Source organism: Patulibacter sp., assembly GCF_030655195.1.
Classification (GTDB): domain Bacteria; phylum Actinomycetota; class Thermoleophilia; order Solirubrobacterales; family Solirubrobacteraceae; genus Patulibacter.
Map to the genome: position 1 here is coordinate 1 of NZ_JAURWA010000068.1, position 14,493 is coordinate 14,493.

Annotated in this window: 14 protein-coding genes; 7 read left to right on the forward strand and 7 right to left on the reverse strand. The window is 74.3% G+C overall.

The window, feature by feature from the left end; translation table 11 throughout:
* Positions 1–153 precede the first annotated feature (153 nt).
* A complete protein-coding gene (gene galE / locus Q7T67_RS07120) occupies positions 154–1,200 on the forward strand; it encodes a UDP-glucose 4-epimerase GalE (protein WP_304787465.1) in 1,047 nt (348 codons plus the stop codon).
* 19 nt (positions 1,201–1,219) lie between these two features.
* On the opposite strand, the gene Q7T67_RS07125 is transcribed toward galE, so the two are convergent.
* The 3 genes from Q7T67_RS07125 to Q7T67_RS07135 all read right to left on the reverse strand — a co-directional run bounded on the left by Q7T67_RS07125 (position 1,220) and on the right by Q7T67_RS07135 (position 4,466).
* Positions 1,220–2,224, reverse strand: coding sequence for a lipopolysaccharide assembly protein LapB (locus Q7T67_RS07125; protein ID WP_304787466.1), 1,005 nt, complete (start codon positions 2,222–2,224; stop codon positions 1,220–1,222).
* A gap of 173 nt (positions 2,225–2,397) precedes the next feature.
* Positions 2,398–3,999 (reverse strand): GMC family oxidoreductase, encoded by a 1,602-nt coding sequence (locus Q7T67_RS07130; RefSeq protein WP_304787467.1) that lies wholly within the window; start codon positions 3,997–3,999, stop codon positions 2,398–2,400.
* Positions 3,996–4,466, reverse strand: coding sequence for a hypothetical protein (locus tag Q7T67_RS07135; protein ID WP_304787469.1), 471 nt, complete (start codon positions 4,464–4,466; stop codon positions 3,996–3,998). The genes Q7T67_RS07130 and Q7T67_RS07135 overlap by 4 nt, the downstream gene beginning before the upstream one ends.
* Before the next feature lie 161 nt (positions 4,467–4,627).
* Here Q7T67_RS07135 and Q7T67_RS07140 point away from each other — a divergent pair, with 161 nt between their 5' ends.
* Positions 4,628–5,416: a FadR/GntR family transcriptional regulator gene (locus Q7T67_RS07140; RefSeq protein WP_304787471.1), complete on the forward strand. Its 789-nt coding sequence runs from the start codon at positions 4,628–4,630 to the stop codon at positions 5,414–5,416.
* Complete coding sequence (locus Q7T67_RS07145; protein ID WP_304787473.1) at positions 5,413–6,792, forward strand: FAD-binding oxidoreductase; 1,380 nt, start codon at positions 5,413–5,415, stop codon at positions 6,790–6,792. Before Q7T67_RS07140 ends, Q7T67_RS07145 begins: the two co-directional genes overlap by 4 nt.
* Before the next feature lie 116 nt (positions 6,793–6,908).
* Here the strand turns inward: Q7T67_RS07145 and Q7T67_RS07150 are convergent, their stop codons facing one another.
* Complete coding sequence (locus tag Q7T67_RS07150) at positions 6,909–7,862, reverse strand: NAD(P)-dependent oxidoreductase (RefSeq protein WP_304787475.1); 954 nt, start codon at positions 7,860–7,862, stop codon at positions 6,909–6,911.
* Positions 7,863–7,971: 109 nt separating this feature from the next.
* Between Q7T67_RS07150 and Q7T67_RS07155 the strand changes: the two genes are divergently transcribed.
* Positions 7,972–8,202 (forward strand): hypothetical protein, encoded by a 231-nt coding sequence (locus Q7T67_RS07155; protein ID WP_304787477.1) that lies wholly within the window; start codon positions 7,972–7,974, stop codon positions 8,200–8,202.
* Positions 8,199–8,597 carry a type II toxin-antitoxin system VapC family toxin gene (locus tag Q7T67_RS07160; RefSeq protein ID WP_304787479.1) on the forward strand — a complete coding sequence of 133 codons (399 nt, stop codon included), beginning with the start codon at positions 8,199–8,201 and terminating at the stop codon, positions 8,595–8,597. The genes Q7T67_RS07155 and Q7T67_RS07160 overlap by 4 nt, the downstream gene beginning before the upstream one ends.
* A 108-nt stretch (positions 8,598–8,705) precedes the next feature.
* Here the strand turns inward: Q7T67_RS07160 and Q7T67_RS07165 are convergent, their stop codons facing one another.
* Both Q7T67_RS07165 and Q7T67_RS07170 read right to left on the reverse strand, forming a co-directional pair.
* On the reverse strand, positions 8,706–9,998 hold the full coding sequence (locus Q7T67_RS07165; protein WP_304787481.1) for a nucleotide sugar dehydrogenase: 1,293 nt from the start codon (positions 9,996–9,998) through the stop codon (positions 8,706–8,708).
* A 10-nt stretch (positions 9,999–10,008) separates the two neighbouring features.
* Positions 10,009–10,908 carry a WecB/TagA/CpsF family glycosyltransferase gene (locus Q7T67_RS07170; protein ID WP_304787483.1) on the reverse strand — a complete coding sequence of 300 codons (900 nt, stop codon included), beginning with the start codon at positions 10,906–10,908 and terminating at the stop codon, positions 10,009–10,011.
* Positions 10,909–11,203: 295 nt separating this feature from the next.
* Between Q7T67_RS07170 and Q7T67_RS07175 the strand changes: the two genes are divergently transcribed.
* Positions 11,204–12,202: a GDP-mannose 4,6-dehydratase gene (locus tag Q7T67_RS07175; RefSeq protein ID WP_304787485.1), complete on the forward strand. Its 999-nt coding sequence runs from the start codon at positions 11,204–11,206 to the stop codon at positions 12,200–12,202.
* On the forward strand, positions 12,199–13,335 hold the full coding sequence (locus Q7T67_RS07180) for a glycosyltransferase family 1 protein (RefSeq protein WP_304787487.1): 1,137 nt from the start codon (positions 12,199–12,201) through the stop codon (positions 13,333–13,335). The genes Q7T67_RS07175 and Q7T67_RS07180 overlap by 4 nt, the downstream gene beginning before the upstream one ends.
* Here Q7T67_RS07180 and Q7T67_RS07185 read toward each other — a convergent pair.
* Positions 13,332–14,489 carry a glycosyltransferase family 4 protein gene (locus Q7T67_RS07185; RefSeq protein WP_304787489.1) on the reverse strand — a complete coding sequence of 386 codons (1,158 nt, stop codon included), beginning with the start codon at positions 14,487–14,489 and terminating at the stop codon, positions 13,332–13,334. The two genes, Q7T67_RS07180 and Q7T67_RS07185, sit on opposite strands and share 4 nt — an antisense overlap.
* Positions 14,490–14,493: the final 4 nt, after the last annotated feature.

Sequence of the window (14,493 nt, forward strand, 5' to 3'; positions counted from 1 at the left end):
GGCCGCCGGCGAGCGCGGCCGGACCCGCGCGGCGGCGCTGACGGATCCGGCCGCGGTGGCCCTGCGCCTGCGCGCGCTCTACGCCGCCGCCGGCGACTGACCCCGTCGACCGTCACAGGGAACCCTCAGGCCCGGCGCCTAGACTCCCGCCGCATGGCGTGGCTTCTCACCGGCGGTGCCGGCTACATCGGGTCCCACATCGTCCAGGCGTTCCGGGCGGCGGGCCGCGAGGTCGTCGTCCTGGACGACCTCTCCTCGGGGTTCCGGGAGTTCGTGCCCGCCGACGTGGTCGTCCATGAGGGCCGCGTCGAGGACGCCGCGGCCGTGGGCGCTGCGCTGGACGCCCAGCCCGTCGACGGGGTCGTGCACCTCGCGGGCCTGAAGTACGCGGGCGAGTCGGTCAACGTCCCGCTGGACTTCTACCGCGCCAACGTCGAGGGCACCCGGGTGCTGCTGCGCCAGATGGCCGAGCGCGACGTCGACCGGCTCGTGTTCTCGTCGAGCTCCGCGACGTACGGGACGATGGAGGGCGAGATCGTGGCCGAGGACGCACCCCAGCGGCCGGAGAGCCCGTACGGCGAGTCCAAGCTGATCGGCGAGTGGCTGATCCGCGACCAGGCCGTCGCCCGCCCCTCGCTGCGCCACACCTCGCTGCGCTACTTCAACGTCGTCGGCTCCGGCCCGGTGCGCGACGCCCCCGACGCCGAGCACGGCGTCGTCTCGCTCGTCGACCACAGCCCGTACAACCTGTTCCCGCTCGTCTTCCGGGCGCTGTCGCGCGGCGACCGGCCCAAGGTCTTCGGCGACGACTACCCCACGCAGGACGGGTCGTGCGTGCGCGACTACGTCCACGTCGTCGACCTGGCCGAGGCGCACGTCCGCGCGGCGCTGCTGCTGGAGGACGGCACGGAGCTCGCCCCGGCGTACAACGTCGGGCGCGGCGAGGGCACCTCGGTGCGCCAGATCGTCGAGACCATCCTGGCCGTCGTCGGCGAGGAGGGCCTGGGCTACGACGTCGCTCCCCGGCGCGGCGGCGACCCGGCCAAGATCGTGGGCTCCGTCCGCCGCATCGAGCGCGACTTCGGCTGGAAGCCCGGGCTGGACCTGCGTGCGATGGTCGAGGGCGCCTGGGAGGCCTGGAACGCCCCCGGCGCCGCAGAGCGCGAGGCCGCCCAGGACGCCCGCCGCGCCGCGGCCTGAGGGCGACCCGAAGGCCCGCCTACGCCCCGGCCTCGTCCTCGGGGTCGTCGCCCACCGCGCCGTCCTCCGGCAGGAGGTGCCGGCCGGCGAGGTCGTCGCCCTCGGCGTTGGCCTGCCGCAGCAGCGCGGTGGCGCGGGTGTCGCCCCGGTCGCGTCCGCGGATCGACACGGCCAGGTTCGTCACGGCGTGCAGCCGGCCCAGTGCGATCGCGCGGCGGTAGAGCAGCAGGCCCTCGTCGAAGGTGTCGGGGCTCTCCGTCAGGCGGTTGCCCAGGTCGATCATCGCGCTGTCCTCGCCCCGCTCGACGGCACGGCGGAGCACGGCGATCGCCTCCTCGGGGCGCCCGAGCCGGTCCAGCGCGGACGCCCAGCTGGCCGAGGCCACCTCGACGTCGGCGTCGATGGCCTCGAGGAACGCCCGCTCGGCCTCGGCGTCGCGGCCGGCCTCCTCGAGCGCGAACGCCCGGCCCAGGTGCGCCTCGTGGTACCCGGCCGCACCGGCCTCCTCCCACAGCCGCACGGCGTCGTCCAGCCGCCCGGCGGCGCGGTAGCCGCGCGCCAGCGAGTCGGCCACGGTGCCGCTGGCCTCCTCGGCGTGGGCGCGCTCGAGCAGCTCGACCGCCTCGGCGACCTCGTCCTGGCGCAGCCGCAGGAGCCCGAGCTGGTGCGCGGCGTCGGGCTCGCCGTCGGCCGCCGCGGCGGTCAGCAGCTCGTCGACGCGGTCGAGGTCGGAGCCGTCCTCGGCCAGCACCATCGCGAGGTCGACCCGCGCCTCGGAGAACCCCAGGTCGACCGCGGAGCCGTAGGCGGCGGTCGCGCCCTCGAGGTCGCCCAGGTGGGTCAGGGCGGTGCCGAGGTTGCTGAACGCGACGTCGTCACCGAACGAGGCGGCGACCCGGAAGATGGCCGCGGCCCGCTCGGGCTGGCCGGCGTCGCCCAGCGCGGTCGCGAGCGTGTTGAGCTCGTCCACGTCGCCGGTGCGCATGGCGGCCTGCAGGTCGCGTTCGAGCTGGTCGTCGGTCATGGGTCACGTCCGCCGGGCGGGGCGCGGGTGCGCCCGTTCCGACCGGACCCCAAGTGTCCTCCTCCGCGCGGCGGGAGTGCACCGCAGCGGCGTTCGCGGGGTACCGCGCGTCCCGGAGCGGTGCCCCGGGACGCCCACGCGGAGGACCGCGGCGCCCACCGGCGTGCGCCGTCCTACAGCGCCCCGCGGCCGATCTCGGAGGCGATGTGCTCGGCCTGCCGGATGCCCAGCGCGACGATCGTCAGCGTCGGGTTGGCGGCCGCGCCGGTGGTGAACTGCGAGCCGTCGGAGACGAACAGGTTGGGCACGTCGTGCGCCTGGCCCCACTCGTTGACGACGCCGTCCTCGGGCCTCGCGCTCATGCGACACGTCCCGATGTTGTGGGTCGACGGGTAGGGCGGCGTGCGCTTGACGTTCTTCGCGCCCACCGCCTCGTAGACCTTCGTGCCCTGGGTCCAGGCGTGCTCGCGCATCGCCAGGTCGTTCTGGTGGTCGTCGAAGTGGACGTGGGGGACGGGCAGGCCGTGCGCGTCGGTCATGCCGCCGTCGAGGGTGACGCGGTTGGTGGACTGCGGCATGTCCTCGCCGACGAGCCACATGCCGGCCGTCGAGGCGTAGTCGTCCATGATCCGCGTGAAGTCCGGGCCCCAGCCGCCCGGGTCGACGAACGCGGCCATGAACGGCACGCCGAGCGAGATCAGCTGCATGTAGTAGCCGCCCGCGAAGCCGCGGTCGGTGTCGTGCCGCGACTCGTCGGCGACCACGCCGGCCATCGTCTCGCCGCGGTACATGTGGACCTCCTTGTCGAAGGAGCCGTAGACCGACGCGGTCAGGTGCCGCATGTAGTTCCGGCCGACCTGCCCGGAGCTGTTGGCCAGGCCGTCGGGGAACAGCGGCGAGTCCGACAGGAGCAGCAGGCGCGCCGTCTCGATCGCGTTGCCGGCGACGCACACCGCCCGGGCCTTCTGGCGGTGCAGCGCCCCGTCCTCGTCGACGTAGAGGACGCCGTCGGCGCGGCCGCGGGCGTCGTGGGTGATCTGGCAGACGTGGCTGCTCGCGCGCAGGTCGAGGTTGCCGGTCAGCGCCGCCTTCGGCAGCTCGGAGACCAGCGGCGACCACTTGGACTCCTGCTTGTCGCCCTGGAAGTTGAAGCCGTCCTGCACCGTCGCGGGACGCCCGTCGAAGGGCACCGAGTTGGTGGCGTACGGGCCGGTGGCGATGTGGCGGTAGCCGAGCTCCGCGGCGCCGTTGCCCATGACCTTGAAGTTGTTGTTCGCCGGCAGCGGCGGACGGCCGCCCTTGTGGGTGACCCCCATCTTCTCCTCGGCGCGGTCGTAGTACGGCTCGAGGTCCTCCAGCGAGATCGGCCAGTCCAGGAGCGACGCGCCGTCGACCTCGCCGTAGGTCGACGCGGTCTTGAACTCGTGCGCCTTGAACCGCGGCGTCGCGCCGGCCCAGTGGGTCGCGGTGCCGCCGACGGCCTTGACGGTCCAGGCGGGGAGGTTGGGGAAGTCCTTGGCCAGCCGGAACGAGCCCGACGTCGTGCGCGGGTCCAGCCAGGCCATCTGGTTGAAGGCCTCCCACTCGTCCTGGACGTAGTCCTCGGCGGTCAGGTGCGGGCCGGCCTCGAGGACGACGCAGCGGATACCGCGCTCGCACAGCTCGTGGGCGAGCGTGCCGCCGCCCGGGCCGGAGCCGACGATCACGACGACGTCGGAGTCGTCCTCGTCGAACGAGGCGGTGTCGAAGCGCCCGCGGATCTCGGTGGCGCTCATCGGACGATCTCCTCCCGGGCCGGGTCCTCGATCTGCGGATCCGGGAGCCAGTCGAGGTCGTCGAAGCCCCGCTCGAGGTAGCCGTTCCCGTCGGGACAGGGCCCCTGGTAGCCGAGCAGGTCCCACACCGGCGCCTGGTCGTAGAGCCCGGTCACCAGGCGGGTGCGGACGTGCTCGAAGAACGCGGTGCCCTCGATGGAGCGCAGGACGTCGAGGCGCGCGGCGTCGTCGAGGTCGGCGAACGGCGCCCCGCCGACGACGTCGACGTCGCGCAGGCCCTGCTCGAGCTGCGCCCGCACCCGCAGGTCGGCCTCGGCCGCCGCGACGATCGTGCCGACGGCGTGCTCGTAGGGCGCGTCGGGGAACGACGGGTGGGGGAACATCGCGCGGGCGACGTCCTTCAGCAGCGCCAGGGACGCCTGCGACGTCAGCGTCGTCGCTGCGGTGCCGGTCTCGGTGGTGGCCATCTCGATCCTCTTCTCCTCGCTCGGTGGGCCGCCGCTCCGTGTGCCGAGCGGTCTCCGGCCTCGCCGCGACCCTCCCACATGCCTGCTGGTCTGACAAGTAAAGATGTGACGCGGGACACACCCCTTGTCAGACCAACAGCCAGGAGGTCTATGCTGCGCCCATGCCGTTCGAGGAGGTGGTGCGCCGCCCGGTCTACCAACAGGTCGCAGCCCAGCTGCGCGCCGCGATCCTGGACGGCGACCTGCAGCCCGGCAACGTGCTGCCGTCGGAGCGCGAGCTCGGCGAGCGCTTCGGGGTGGGGCGCACCAGCGTCCGCGAGGCGCTGCGGGCGCTGCAGGCCCAGGGGCTGGTCGTCGCGTCCGGCCCGACCGCGCCGCTGCGGGTCACGGCTCCCGAGGCGCTCTCCGCCGGCCCGGTGGGGGAGTCCTTCGACGCCCTGATGCGCCTCGGCCTCGTGCCGCTCGGCGACCTGATCGAGCTGCGCCGCGCCCTCGAGGGCGCCGCACTGGCCGCCGCGGCGAGCCGCGACCCCGCCCCCGACCTGACGGACGCCGAGACGGCGCTGGCCGCGATGGAGGCGGCGGCGGGCGACGTCGATGCGTTCGAGGTCGCCGACGTCGCGTTCCACCTGGCGCTCGTCGACGCCTCGGGCAACAGCGCCCTGCGCCTCGTGATGCTCGCCGTCCGCTCGTCGGTGTCGGGGCACCTGCGGTCCGCCCTGCACCGCCTCGAGGACCCGCCCGCCGAGCTCGACCGCCTGCGCGCCGAGCACGCCGGCATCCTGGCCGCGGTCCGCGAGCACCGCGCCGACGACGCGGAGCGCCTGGTCCGCGACCACGTGCGCGACCTGTACCTGCGGACGGCGGCGGTGGCGCCCGACGACGTGACGCAGGGGGCGCCGGACCGCGCGACGACCGCCGTCCTGGCTGCGGACGGGGCGTCCGCATGAGCGCCGTCGAGTCGACCCGCACCCTGGCCGAGGACCTCGCCGGCGCCGGCGAGGTCATCACCGACCCCGACGTCCTCGAGGCCTACCGCCGCGACCAGGCCGCGCCCGGGCTCCTGCGGGCCGGGGTGCCCGCCGCCCTGGTCCGGCCGACGACGACCGCTCAGGTCCAGGCCGCCGTCCGCGCGGCGGCCGCCCACGGCGTGCCGGTGGTCCCGCGCGGCGCCGGCTCGGGGCTCAGCGGCGGCGCCAACGCGCTCGACGGCTGCGTCGTCGTCTCCCTCGAGCGGATGGACCGCATCGTCGAGCTCGACGCCGCCGGCCTGACCGCGACCGTCCAGCCCGGGGTCGTCAACGCCGCGCTGGGCACGGCGGCCGCCGCGGAGGGCCTCTGGTACGCCCCCGACCCCGCCAGCCGCGAGTTCTCCACCATCGGCGGCAACATCGCCACGAACGCGGGCGGGCTCTGCTGCGTCAAGTACGGCGTGACGCGCGACGCGCTCCTGACGTGCGAGGTCGTGCTCGCCGACGGGCGCGCGGTTCGCGTCGGCCACCGCACCCGCAAGGGCGTCGCGGGCTACGACCTCGCGGGTCTCGTCTGCGGGTCGGAGGGCACGCTCGGGATCGTCACCGAGGCCACGCTGCGCCTGCTGCCGGCGCAGCCGCGCGCCAGCACCCTGGCGGCCACGTTCTCGTCGCTGGTTGAGGCCGGGGAGGCCGTCGCGGCCATCGTGCGCCGCGTCCGCCCGTCGATGCTCGAGCTGCTCGACCGCGCGACGCTCCAGGCCGTGCAGGAGCTCGAGCCGCTGGGCTACGAGGACGACGTCGAGGCGGTGCTCTTCGCCCGGTCGGACGCCGGCCCCGAGGCGGGGCCGCGCGAGATCGCCCTGATGCAGGAGCTCTGCGACGCCGCCGGCGCCACGCTCTCGGTGGTCTCCGACGACCCCGAGGAGGGCCGGATGATCACCGCCGCCCGGCAGCTCGCCTACCCCGCGCTGGAGCGCAAGGGCACCACGCTGCTGGACGACGTCGCCGTCCCGTTGCCGCAGGTCCCGGCGCTCTTGGCCGGCGTCGAGGCGATCGCCGTCGAGCACGACGTCCTGATCGGCACCTTCGGCCACGCCGGCGACGGCAACATGCACCCGACCGTCGTCTACGACCACCGCGACGACGACCAGGTCCGGCGCGCCCGTGCCGCCTTCGACGCGATCGTCGCCCTCGCCCTGTCGCTCGGCGGCACCGTCTCGGGCGAGCACGGCGTCGGCCTCCTCAAGACGGACCACCTCGACGCGGAGCTGGGCGACGCCCGGGCACTGGGCCGGGCGATCAAGGACGCGTGGGACCCGGCCGGGACGATGAACCCGGGCAAGGCGATCTGACCGGCTCCGCCCGACGCGCCCCCGTCGGCCGCCGACGGGGGCGGGGGTGACCCCGGCCCGGCGCGGATCCGGCGTCCGGAGCGGCGAGGCCCGGTGAGAGCTCCCGGGTGTCGCCCTCAGACCGTCCGCAGCCAGGCGACCGTGTCCGCGATGCCCTTGTCCAGCGGGATCTGCGACTCCCAGCCCAGGAGCGCCTTGGCCTTGGAGACGTCGGGCCAGCGGCGCTGCACGTCGACGTCGAACGTCGGCAGGTGCTCGAAGACGAGCTCGTCCCTGCGGCCGCACTGCTCCCAGATGACCTGGCAGACGTCGGCGATCGTCCGCTCGTCCCCCGCCGAGATGTTGAAGTCCTCGTTCAGCGCGGCGTCGTGGCCGGTGGCGGTGACGATGCCGTCGGCGATGTCCTGCACGTGGGTCAGGGTGCGCGTCTGGTCGCCCTTGCCGAAGATCGGGAGGGGCGCGCCGTCGGGCAGCGCCAGGACCTTCTTGATGACGTCGGGCACCATGTGCGCGATGCCGGGCTCGTCCTCGGGCATCTCGCCCGGGCCGTAGGCGTTGAACGGACGGACGATCGTGTACGGCAGGCCGTGCTCCACGTGGGCGGCCTTGATCTGGATCTCGCCGGTGAGCTTGGAGAACCCGTAGGCCGAGGTCGGCACGGGCACCCGATCGACGTCCTTCTCCGCGGTCGGGAACGAGGTCGAGTTCTCGAACACCATGGAGCTCGACACGTAGGTGAAGCGGTCGACGCCGATCTCCACGGCCGCACCCATGACGCTGTTGTAGAGCGACGAGTTCACGTCGGTCAGCGTGTAGGGCAGCTTGTGGAAGTTGCCGATCCCGCCGACGATCGCCGCCAGGTGGATGACGTGCGAGCAGCCGACGAGCGCGCGCTTGGCCTCGTCGCGGTCGCGCAGGTCGCCGCGGTGGATCTCGCACCCCTCGCGCATCCAGTCGGGCGCGTCGCGCTGGTCGGAGACCCGCACCTCGAAGCGCGGGTCGCGGAGGAGACGACGGACGACGGCGGCGCCGATGGTGCCGGCACCGCCGGTGACGAGAACGCGAGACATTGCGCCGGAGGGTAACCGGCGGCGGGTACGTCGCGATGTTGCACGAGTTCTGCACGTGATCGATGCAGAGTGCATGTTCCTGTTGCGCGATGCACGGTAGGCTGGGCGCATGGCGCTGCTGCAGATCCGAGACGTCCCCGACGAGGTGCATCGGACGCTGAAGGCGCGCGCGGCCGCCGCCGGGCTGTCGCTCTCCGAGTACTCCCGGGGCGTCCTCGGGCAGGCCGCCGGACGCCCCACCCCGGCAGAGCTCGCGGCGCGCGTGACGCACCGCGGGGCCGTCACGCCTGCCGAGTCCAGCGTGGACGCCGTCCGGGCGATCCGCGACGTGGGAGAGTGACCGTCCTCGACACCTCCGGCGCGGTCGACGTCCTGCTGGGCTCCGGGGCCGCCGCGACGGTCAACGACCTGCTCGCGCGACAGGGGCCGCTCGCCGCCCCGGACGTCCTCACGTTCGAGGTGCTCGCGGTGCTCCGCCGGATGGCGAGCCGCGGCGACGCGGGGCCCGAGCGGCTCGGGGGAGCGGTGGCCGACCTCGGGGACCTGTCGCTGCAGCTCTATCCGGCGATTCCCCTCCGGGCCAGGGCCTGGGGGCTGCGCGAGAACTTCACCGCCGGCGACGCGCTCTTCGTCGCCCTGGCGGAGGCGCTCGACGAGCCGCTGGCGACGAAGGACCTCGGCCTGGCCGACGCGACCGAACGGCACACGGGCGTGCAGGTGGTCCGGCTCGGCTGACCGCCGGCCGGGCGCCAACGGTCGGCGACCGGCCCTCCTCATCCGGCGCTGAGGTCACCGACGAGCCGACGACCGAGGTCCGCAGGCCCGCGCCGGGCCCCCTGTCGCTCAGGCGACGCTGGGCGCCGTCGGCACCGCGTCGCGCTCGAGCGCGGACGCGAGGTCCTCGGCGATGCCGAAGACGGTGTCCTGGCCGAAGCAGTTCCACGGGTCGGCGAGGATCGCGCCGTCCGACGCGAGGTCGGCGATCCGGCGCAGCACGGCCGGGTCCTTCCAGGCGGAGTGGTTCGTCGCCAGGACGATCGCGTCGGCGTCGGCCACGGACTCGGCGAGGGTCAGCGTGGACGACGGGCTGTGCGGGTCGTGCGCGGCGACCAGGGCCAGCTCGCGCTCCAGCAGGCGCATGAGCTTGAAGCTGAGCGAGTCGCGCTCGTCGTCGGTGTCGCCCTTGAAGGCGAGACCCAGGACGGCGACCTTGCGCCCGCGCAGCTTGCCACCCGGCACCCGGCGCTTGACGCCGTCGAGCAGGAACAGCGGCACCGACTCGTTGACCCGCGAGACCGCCAGCAGCATGCCCGGCGCCGGCGAGCGCTCCTCGGAGAACGTGAAGTCCTTGCGCAGGCACGTGCCGGCCGTCATACCGGGGAGCTTCATGCCGCCGCGCGGGTAGTCCCGGTTGATCAGATCGATGACCTCGAAGACGTTGGCGCCGTACTGCTCGCACTCCATCATCAGCCGGTTGGGCAGCGCGAACATCGTGTACCGCAGGATGTTGGTCCAGATCTTCGCGAGCTCGGCCTCGACCGGGGAGGTCTGCACGACGCGGGCGCCGAGCGCGGCGAACGGCTCGGCGGCGACCTCGCCGGAGCGCTCGCCGACGCCACCGACGATGCACGGCAGCGTCGAGATCTCGGCGAAGAAGCGCGACGCCGCGATCCGCTCGGGGACGTGGGCGACGAACAGGTCGGTGCCCACCGTGAAGCCGCGGTGCATCTCGAGGTAGCCGGCGACGAACTCCGTCGTCCCGGGGGCGATCGTCGAGCGCAGGACGATGCAGTGGCCCTCGCGCAGGTGCGGCAGCAGGTCGTCGAGGACGCTGCGGATCTGGCCGACGTCGATCTCGATGTGCGAGAACGACGGGGTCCCGAGCGTCAGGACGATGTGGCGGGCCCGGGCGGCCTCGGCGACGGTGCCCGTGACCTCGAGCAGCCCGTCGGCCTGGACGCGCGCGAGGATCTCCTCGGCGCCGGGCTCCTCGAACGGCATGCGGCCGTCCTGGACGGCCTCCACGATCTCGGGCTTGGCGTCGATGCCGATCGTGCGCAGCCCCCCGTCCGCGAACGCGAGCGCGAGCGGGAGCCCCACACGACCGATGCCGACGACGGCGACGTCCAGATCCACCACGGGGAGGCTAGCGCCCGGCGGGCACCGACCTGCGGCGCAGGGGGCGACGGCGCGGCGGCGGTCCCTCGAGCAGGACGGGAGCGACGGACTGGCCCGACGAGCGCTGACGCGCGAGCTGGCTGCCGAAGCGCATGACGAAGAGCGGGTTGTAGCGCGCGTAGCGCCGCCACAGCCGACGCGGCTCCTGCACGAGGCGGAAGAGCCACTCGAGCCCGAGCGACTGCACCCGGGCGGGGGCCTGCGGCACGAGACCGGCGTGGAAGTCGAAGGCCGCACCGACGCCGACGAGGACCGGTGCCTCGAGCCGGGGGCGCATGTTCGCCATCCACTTCTCCTGCTTCGGCACGCCGATGCCGACCCACACGACGTCGGCGCCGGAGCCGTTGATCTCGTCGATCACGCACTCCTCCTCGTCGGCGGTGAGCGTGCGGAACGGCGGCGACCAGCCGCCGACGATCGTCAGCCCGGGGAACCGCTCGAGGAGGTTGCGCGCCAGCGTGTCGAGCGCGTCGCGGTTGCGTCCGCCGTACAGGTAGATGCGGGTGCCGTTGCGCGCGGCGTGGGCGCAGTGGCGCTCCATCAGCGTCGGGCCGTAGACGCGGTTGGGCTGCTCGTGGCCCAGCAGGTTCATCGCCCAGACCAGCGGCTGGCCGTCGGGGACGGTGAGCGAGCTGCCGAGCACTGCCTGGCGCAGCTCCTCGTCCTCGTGGCAGGCCATCACGGTGTGCGTGGCGGCGACGCAGACGTAGCCCTGGCGCCGGCTGGCGACCATGGCGTCCATCCACTGGAGGGTGCGCTCGTAGGTCGTGAGCGCCATCGGGATGCCGACGACCTCGACCTGCGGAGGCGGCGTCGCCAGCGATCGGAGGACGTCTGCGTCCGTGACCGTGTTCCCGTGGTTGTGCATGGTGGTGGAGGCGGCGTGTGGAACGGGGATCGTCCTCCTCCGGCGGCTCACCGGGATAAACCCGTGGTGCCTACAGAAGTTGCGCAGCCGTCGAACCGTACCGCTCGCCCGCGCCGGACCGTGTGTCGCACGTCCGCGTGCAACGAGGCACCCGGAACCGGAGAGCCGAATCGGCGGGATCGCGCCGCCGTCGCCCGGTGCCCTCCGGTCGGTCGGCCCGGACGGGCGCGGTGACGACGACCGACGGCCTTATAGCCTGGCCCCAGATGCGCCCTCGGCCGGACCTGCGGACCCCATGACGCGCCGCGTGCTGATCACCGGGGTCACCGGACAGGACGGGGGGTACCTCGCCGAGCAGCTCCTCGCCGCCGGCGACGAGGTCGTCGGGACCGTGCGGTCGCCCGGCGGGGCCCTGGGTGCCGCGGGTCTCGGGCACCTGGACGGGCACGTGCGGCTGCTCGTTGCGGACCTCCTGGACCCGCAGAGCGTCAAGGACGCCGTCACCGACGCCCGCCCCGACGAGATCTACCACCTGGCCGCGCCGACGTTCGTGCCCGACTCGTGGAAGGACCCGACGGAGGTCACCGCGGCGGTCGTGACCGGCACGGCGGCGGTCGTCGCGGCCGCCGGCCGCCTGGAGACCGAGGCCCGCGTCCTCGTCGCGGCGTCGAGCGAGATCTTCGGCGACTGCGGCGTCTCGCCCCAGGACGAGGGCTCGCCCATGCGCCCGCGCAGCCCCTACGGCGTGGCGAAGCTCGCCGCCCACGGGCTCGTCCGCACGCTCCGCTCGGGGCAGGACCGCCACCTGGTCTCGGCCGTGACGTTCAACCACGAGTCGCCCCGGCGGCCCGAGCGGTTCCTGCCGCGGAAGGTCACCGCCGGCGTCGCGGCGATCGCCGCCGGCCGGGCGGACGAGCTGACCATCGGCGACCAGGCCGCCGTCCGCGACTGGTCCCACGCGGCGGACATCGTCGCCGGCATGGTGCTGGCGCTGCGCCACGACGTCGCGGACGACTACGTCCTGGCGTCGGGCGTCCCGCGCACGGTCGGCGACCTCGTCGACGCGGCGTTCGCGGCGGCCGGCGTCGAGCGTCTGGTGCCGACCCGGGAGGGGCAGATCCGCGACCGCGTCGTGACCGATCCGCGCTTCGTCCGGCCGCCCGAGCAGTGGCCGCCGGTGGGCGACCCGTCGAAGGCCCGCGACGTCCTCGGCTGGCGGCCGACGCGCACCTTCGAGGGGCTCGTCGGCGAGATGGTCGCGGCGGACCTGGAGCGGCTGCGGGGCGCCGGGTGACCATCCGGGTTGCCCTGAACCTCGTCTACCTGACCCCCGGCGAGACCGGTGGCATGGAGGTCTACGCACGGGAGCTCCTGCCGCGCCTGGCCGAGATCGAGGGGATCGACCCGGTGGCGATCGTCAACACCGTCGCGGCCCAGGACGAGACCGCACCGTGGAACACCGTCGTCGCGTCGGTCGTGGCCCCCGTCGACGCGCGCGACCGCCGGCAGTGGGTGTGGGGCGAGCAGCGCCACGTCCCGCGTCTGGCGACGGAGATCGGGGCGGACCTGGTCCACAGCCTCGCCTCGACGGGACCGGGCCGCCTGGCCGGAGGGCCCCCGCGCGTGACGACGGTCCACGACCTGCACTACGCCGTCGCACCCGAGGCCCACTTCGGTCTGCGCGGCCTGGGGATGCGGGTCCTGGTGCCGGCCGCCGTCCGGGCGTCGCGACGGGTGATCGCCGATTCGCACGCGACGAAGGCCGACGTCGTGACCCACATCGGGACGCCGGCGGACCGGATCGACGTCGTCCACCTCGCGACGACGCCGCCCCGCAGCGGCGCGGCGACGCCGGAGGCGGACCTGCGCCGGCGGCTCGGACTGGGCGACCGACGCGTCCTGCTCAGCATGGCGGCGAAGCGGCCGCACAAGAACGTCGAGGGCCTCATCGACGCGCTCGCGGCGATCCCGCCCGACCGCCGGCCGCTGCTCGTCGTGCCGGGGTACCCGACCGAGCACGACGCCGTCCTGCGCCACCGCGCCGTCGCCCGCAACGTGGCGGACGACCTGCTGCTGCCGGGCTGGCTGTCCACCGCGGACGTCGAGGGCCTGTGGGCGCTGTGCGTCGCCCACGTCTTCCCGTCGTTCTACGAGGGCTTCGGGCTGCCCGTGCTCGAGGCCCTGCAGCGCGGGGTCCCGAGCGCCTGCTCGGACCGCGCGTCGATGCCGGAGGTGGCCGGCGACGCCGCGCTGCTCTTCGACCCGGGGGACGGCGCGGCGGTCCGCACGGCGATCGAGCGGCTGCTCACCGAGGACGCGCTCCGCGCCGACCTCCGCGAGCGCGGCCCGGCGCAGGCCGCCCGGTTCTCGTGGGAGCGCTGCGCGAGGGAGACGGCGCGGACATACGCCCAGGCGCTGGCGGGCTAGGGCCGAGGCGTCCCGGCGTAGCCCGCCGCGACCGTCCGCAGCGAGCCGTCGAGCGACAGCCGGTCGGCGTTGCTCGTGAACCACTCACGGGTCGAGGCACGCAGCTCGTCGCCCCGCTCGTGACAGGCGACGATCGCGTCGGCGATCGAGGCGCCGGTCGCCTCGGGCGCGACGAATCCGTTGACGCCTTCGTCGACGAGCTCGACCGCCGCGTTGTCGTCGCCCGCGACGACGATCGCCGGCGCGCCGTGCGAGGCGGCCTCGACGACGACCATCCCGTAGCCCTCGCGGGAGGACGGCTGCAGCACGCACGTGGCGGTCCGCATCGCCTCGTCGACGACCTCGGCGGCGACGAACCCGGGCAGCTCGATCACGTCCTCCAGGCCGAGCTCGGCGATCCGGGCGCGGACCTTCTCGGCCTCGGGCCCCGCGCCGAAGATCCGGCCGCGCAGGTCGGGGATCCGCTCGCGCGCGGCGGCGATCGCGTCGACGACGAGCGGCGTGCGCTTCTCGGGGATCATCCGGCCGGCGTAGACGACGGTCGGGGGCGTCGTGGCCGGGTCGGCCGGCGGCGGCGCCAGGCTGCCGGCGTACTCGCCCGTCAGCACGGTGACCTCGCCGCGCAGGCCCAGACCACGGAGCCGGCCGGCGTGCAGGCGGGAGAACGCGTAGGCGGTCTGCGGCACCTGGGCGCAGACCCGCTGGATCGTCCAGCCCACGCGGCCGCCGACGCCGCCGAGGTACTCGAGCCAGTAGTCGCGGCTCCACACCTCGTGCCAGTCGCACGAGATCCGAAAGCGCCCGACGGGCTTCGTCACCGCGGCGGCGAGCAGCGAGAAGTACGGGAACGACGCCGTGTGCACGACGTCGTAGTGGCGCCCGCGCCGCAGCAGGTGCGCGAAGACCCCGAGCCCGAACCGCAGCGGCGGCCCGATCTTGCGTCGGTCGCCGACGTAGAGGTCCATCCGCGGGCCGACGGCCACGACCTCGACGCCGGGCAGGTCGGGCGCGTCGCCCTCGTCCCACTGCGTGAGCGTCAGGTAGGTGACCTCGTGTCCCTCGGCCGCGAGTCGCTCGGCGAGGTTGCGGTACCACCGCTCGGCGCCGCCGACGGTCCAGGGGAAGAGGCAGTCGTAGACGAGGCAGATGCGCACGCCG

Coding starts and splice junctions, on each gene's coding strand:
- Q7T67_RS07140 (WP_304787471.1), top strand. CDS start 4,628: ATGCCGTTCGAGGAGGTGGTGCGCCGCCCGGTCTACCAACAGGTCGCA.
- Q7T67_RS07175 (WP_304787485.1), top strand. CDS start 11,204: ATGACGCGCCGCGTGCTGATCACCGGGGTCACCGGACAGGACGGGGGG.
- Q7T67_RS07170 (WP_304787483.1), bottom strand. CDS start 10,908: ATGCACAACCACGGGAACACGGTCACGGACGCAGACGTCCTCCGATCG.
- Q7T67_RS07150 (WP_304787475.1), bottom strand. CDS start 7,862: ATGTCTCGCGTTCTCGTCACCGGCGGTGCCGGCACCATCGGCGCCGCC.
- galE (WP_304787465.1), top strand. CDS start 154: ATGGCGTGGCTTCTCACCGGCGGTGCCGGCTACATCGGGTCCCACATC.
- Q7T67_RS07155 (WP_304787477.1), top strand. CDS start 7,972: ATGGCGCTGCTGCAGATCCGAGACGTCCCCGACGAGGTGCATCGGACG.
- Q7T67_RS07125 (WP_304787466.1), bottom strand. CDS start 2,224: ATGACCGACGACCAGCTCGAACGCGACCTGCAGGCCGCCATGCGCACC.
- Q7T67_RS07135 (WP_304787469.1), bottom strand. CDS start 4,466: ATGGCCACCACCGAGACCGGCACCGCAGCGACGACGCTGACGTCGCAG.
- Q7T67_RS07145 (WP_304787473.1), top strand. CDS start 5,413: ATGAGCGCCGTCGAGTCGACCCGCACCCTGGCCGAGGACCTCGCCGGC.
- Q7T67_RS07130 (WP_304787467.1), bottom strand. CDS start 3,999: ATGAGCGCCACCGAGATCCGCGGGCGCTTCGACACCGCCTCGTTCGAC.